The 4,423-nt window shown below is 34.1% G+C and carries 4 protein-coding genes and 1 tRNA gene; 1 reads left to right on the forward strand and 4 read right to left on the reverse strand.

Going from position 1 to position 4,423, the window contains the following annotated elements; translation table 11 throughout:
- Positions 1 to 51: 51 nt before the first annotated feature.
- The 3 genes from B3I31_RS05450 to B3I31_RS05460 form a co-directional block, all read right to left on the reverse strand.
- Positions 52 to 1,104: an NAD(P)/FAD-dependent oxidoreductase gene (locus B3I31_RS05450; protein ID WP_286495897.1), complete on the reverse strand. Its 1,053-nt coding sequence runs from the start codon at positions 1,102 to 1,104 to the stop codon at positions 52 to 54.
- 148 nt (positions 1,105 to 1,252) lie between these two features.
- Positions 1,253 to 1,326 (reverse strand) — tRNA-Met (locus B3I31_RS05455).
- A gap of 203 nt (positions 1,327 to 1,529) precedes the next feature.
- A complete protein-coding gene (locus tag B3I31_RS05460; protein ID WP_219034881.1) occupies positions 1,530 to 2,711 on the reverse strand; it encodes a pyridoxal phosphate-dependent aminotransferase in 1,182 nt (393 codons plus the stop codon).
- Positions 2,712 to 2,823: 112 nt separating this feature from the next.
- On the opposite strand from B3I31_RS05460, the gene tpx reads away from it, so the two are divergent.
- Positions 2,824 to 3,324, forward strand: coding sequence for a thiol peroxidase (tpx, locus tag B3I31_RS05465; protein ID WP_114997736.1), 501 nt, complete (start codon positions 2,824 to 2,826; stop codon positions 3,322 to 3,324).
- A 67-nt stretch (positions 3,325 to 3,391) separates the two neighbouring features.
- Here the strand turns inward: tpx and B3I31_RS05470 are convergent, their stop codons facing one another.
- Positions 3,392 to 4,282: a 3-hydroxyacyl-CoA dehydrogenase family protein gene (locus tag B3I31_RS05470; RefSeq protein ID WP_114997739.1), complete on the reverse strand. Its 891-nt coding sequence runs from the start codon at positions 4,280 to 4,282 to the stop codon at positions 3,392 to 3,394.
- Positions 4,283 to 4,423 lie beyond the last annotated feature (141 nt).

Here is a 4,423-nt window from a genome sequence, read left to right on the forward strand (position 1 = left end):
TACCTAAATGCACTACGGGTTTAAAAAATATTTCTATTTATTTTGTTAAAATTAGTCAATAGCTTTGACAACCGCTTTTTCGGCTTCTTTTCTTGTCCCGTCGAAACCATCAACACCAGAAACAGTTGTGTATTTCAAGACAAATTTTTTCCCAGGATTCATTCTATTGTAAACAGACTGACACATTAACGTTGCTTCATGGAAACCACATAAAATCAATTTCAATTTTCCTGGATAAGTATTTACGTCTCCAATCGCGTAAATTCCTTCGATATTTGTTTGATAATCTAAAGCATTATTTACCTTGATTGCATTTTTATCAATCTCCAATCCCCAATTTGCAATAGGACCTAGTTTTGGAGAAAGACCAAACAATGGAATAAAATAATCTGTTTCAAGTTCAAAAGTTTCACCTTCTTTTTCAATTACCAAACTTTCCACTTTTCCTTCACCTTTGATTCCAGTAATTTCTGCAGGAGTGATTAAATTAATTTTTCCAGCTTTTTTCAATTCAATTACTTTATCAACAGAATCTAACGCTCCACGGAACTCATTTCTTCTGTGTACCAACGTAACTTCCGCAGCCACATCAGCCAAGAAAATCGACCAATCCAAAGCAGAATCTCCACCACCAGCAATTACGATTTTTTTATCACGGAACAGTTCAGGATTTTTTACAAAATACTCCACTCCGTTTTCTTCATACGCTTCGATGTTTTCGATAATTGGCTTACGAGGCTCAAAAGATCCAAGACCACCAGCAATGGCAACCGCTTTTCCTTGTACTTGCGTTCCTTTATTTGTTGTTACAATAAAAGTTCCGTCTTCTTGCTTATCAATTGTTGCAGCTTGTTCGTTTAATGTAAAACCTGGCTCAAATTGTTTGATTTGCTCCATTAAATTGTCAATCAATTCACCTGCACCAACAGAAGGATAACCAGGAATATCAAAAATTGGTTTTTTTGGATACAATTCTGTCAATTGCCCTCCAGGTTGAGGAAGAGCATCAATAATATGACATCTCATTTTTAATAAACCTGCTTCGAAAACGGCAAAAAGACCAGTTGGTCCAGCTCCGATTATAACTATATCTGTTTGAATCATTTTTTTGAATTTTATTTAGAACGTTATTAAATTGAATGCAAATTTAATGAATTTGAAAGGATTAATCGATGATTATCATCAGAAGTCTAATAATATTTATTGATAATAAAAAAGACAAATTCAATAATGAATTTGTCTTTTGAATTTGTAGCGAAGAGCAGAATCGAACTGCCGACCTCAGGGTTATGAATCCTGCGCTCTAACCATCTGAGCTACCTCGCCTTGTTTTTAGTGGTGCAAATATAAGAGGTTATTTTCGATTAAAACAAATCTTTTTTGAAATATTTTCAATAAAAAGTCGCTTAAATAGGCTAATCAATTGAATTTCATTAAAATTAAAATCACATTTTTTTTAAGAAAATATCATCCACAAAAAAATCCTCAAGTAAAACTTGAGGATTTTGATATTTTATCTATTTTTCTACTTACGCTAAAGCATTTTTGATACGTGTCATTGCTTCTTTCAACTCTTCTACAGACGCCGCATACGAGATACGAATACAATTTTTAGACCCGAAAGCCGAACCAGAAACAACTGCAACTTGTGCATGCTCTAATAAATATAAAGCTAAATCATCTGCATTGTTAATTGTAACGCCATTGTATGTATTTCCGAAAGTTGCCGTAACATCTGGAAATAAATAGAAAGCTCCTTTTGGTTCGTTTACTTTGAACGTTGGAATTTCTCTTGCCCAACCTAACATCAATTCACGACGTTCTGCAAACGCATCAACCATGTATTGAACAGAACTTGGATCTGCTTCTAAAGCCGTAATTGCAGCACGTTGAGCGATAGACGTTGCTCCCGAAGTCACTTGTCCTTGTAACGTTTCGCATGCTTTTGCTAACCAAGCTGGCGCTCCAATGAAACCAATTCTCCAACCTGTCATTGCGAAAGCTTTTGCTAAACCATTTACAGTTACTGTTTGATTATAAACTTCTGGGAAAGATGCAATCGAAACATTTTTTTCTCCGTAAACAATGTGCTCATAAATTTCGTCCGAAATAATAATCACATCTGGATATTTTGCTAAAACCTCAGCCAAACCTTTCAATTCTTCTCTTGTGTAAACTGATCCTGACGGATTACAAGGAGATGAATAAATAATAGCACGAGTTTTATCTGTAATTGCAGCTTCTAACTGTGCTGGTGTAATTTTGAAATCAGCTTCTAAAGTTCCTTCCACAAAAACTGGCGTTCCTCCTGATAATTCTACGATATCTGAATAAGAAACCCAATAAGGTGTTGGAATAATTACTTCAGTTCCTTCGTCTACAATTGCTTGTAAAACATTATAAATAGATTGTTTTGCTCCAGTAGAAACAACAACTTGATTTGCTGTATATTCAATATTGTTATCACGTTTAAACTTCTTACAAATTGTTTCCTTCAAATCTGCATACCCTGCAATTGGAGGATATCCTGAATAATTTTCGTCGATAGCTTTTTTAGCTGCCTCCTTGATAAAATCTGGTGTATTGAAATCTGGTTCTCCAATACTTAAACTAATCACATCGATTCCTTGTGATTTTAATTCTCTTGCTTTCGCAGACATTGCAATAGTTGCAGATGGTTTCAAATTCTGTAAACGCTTTGAAAGTTGCATAATATTTGTGTGTTATTTGTAATGTAACAATTTATTATTGCGAAGATACTTTTTTCTCCGTAGAATTTTGTTACTTTTAATCATTAAAAATCTAAGAATAAAATAAAAAATTATGGCTGAAATTACATTCAAAGGAAATCCTATTCATACAGGCGGAGATTTACCTATAATTGGTGAAAAAGCGCCGATTTTTGCTTTAACAGCAGGAGATTTAAGCGACAAAACATTGGCTGATTATGCTGGAAAAAATGTTGTTTTAAATATTTTTCCAAGTGTTGACACTGGTGTTTGTGCGCAATCTGTACGAACTTTTAACAAAGAAGTTTCTTCTGCTGCAAATACAGTTGTGTTATGTATTTCGAAAGATTTACCTTTCGCTTTATCTCGTTTTTGTGCTGCCGAAGGTTTGGATAATGTAGTCACTTTATCTGATTTCAAAAATGAAGAATTCGCAAATGCTTATGGTGTTAAAATGGTTGATGGACCATTAAATGGATTATTATCTCGCGCAGTTGTAGTAATTAATCCAAATGGAGAAGTTGCTTATGCAGAACAAGTTCCTGAAATTGGACAAGAACCAGATTACACACATGCTTTAGCTGCAATTAAGTAATCAAAATAAAAAAAAGCGTTACCCGAAAAGTAACGCTTTTTGTTTTGACTATTTTGTGTAAGATAAACTACTTCGCAAACTGAGCAGCTAATTTTTCTGCTTTTTTAGATTCTGAATAATCATAGAATCCTTCTCCAGATTTTACTCCTTTTTTACCAGCAGTTACCATGTTAACTAACAATGGACAAGGTGCATATTTAGGATTTTTGAAACCATCGTACAACACTTCTAAGATTGATAAACAAACGTCTAAACCGATAAAATCTGCTAATTGTAATGGTCCCATTGGATGAGCCATACCTAATTTCATTACTTCGTCAATTTCTTTCACGCCCGCAACTCCTTCATATAAAGAATAAATTGCTTCGTTAATCATTGGCATTAAAATACGATTGGCGATAAAACCTGGATAATCATTCACTTCAACTGGAACTTTTCCTAATTTTTCTGACATTTCCATAATCGCTTTCGTTACTTCGTCTGTTGTATCGTAACCACGAATAATTTCAACCAATTTCATCATCGGAACTGGATTCATGAAATGCATTCCAATCACTTGTTTTGGACGACTTGTAACAGACGCAATTTTTGTAATCGAAATAGAAGAAGTATTAGACGCTAAAATTGCATTTGCTGGCGCAGCTTCATCAATTTGTTTGAAGATTTTCAATTTCAAATCTAAATTTTCTGTTGCAGCTTCTACAACTAAATCCGCATTTTTTACCGCTTCCGCAGTATCTGTAAATGTTGTAATATTATTTAAAGTTGCTGTTTTGTCAGCTTCCGTAATTTTTTCTTTGGCGATCATACGCTCCAAATTTCCAGCGATTGTTTTCAATCCACGCTCCAAACTATCTTGAGAAACGTCAACCAAATTCACTGCAAATCCTGATTGTGCGAAAACGTGAGCAATTCCATTCCCCATCGTTCCAGCTCCAATAACTGTAATGTTTTTCATCTTTTTGTATGTTTGTTTTTATTATTTATTTTTTTTCGAGATTCGAAGTTCGAAATGAGTTTTGCGAAATTTGATTTTTCAGAATGAGAAGCTGAAATGAATTCAGCTTGACAAATTTTCGTCATTCTGATTTCTATGACA

Origin of the sequence: Empedobacter sp. UBA3475, from assembly GCF_002378465.1 — a bacterium.
GTDB lineage: Bacteria > Bacteroidota > Bacteroidia > Flavobacteriales > Weeksellaceae > Empedobacter > Empedobacter falsenii_B.

Excerpts from the sequence above, each read along its gene's own strand:
- B3I31_RS05450 (WP_286495897.1), bottom strand. The coding sequence starts at position 1,104 with ATGATTCAAACAGATATAGTTATAATCGGAGCTGGACCAACTGGTCTT.
- B3I31_RS05460 (WP_219034881.1), bottom strand. The coding sequence starts at position 2,711 with ATGCAACTTTCAAAGCGTTTACAGAATTTGAAACCATCTGCAACTATT.
- tpx (WP_114997736.1), top strand. The coding sequence starts at position 2,824 with ATGGCTGAAATTACATTCAAAGGAAATCCTATTCATACAGGCGGAGAT.
- B3I31_RS05470 (WP_114997739.1), bottom strand. The coding sequence starts at position 4,282 with ATGAAAAACATTACAGTTATTGGAGCTGGAACGATGGGGAATGGAATT.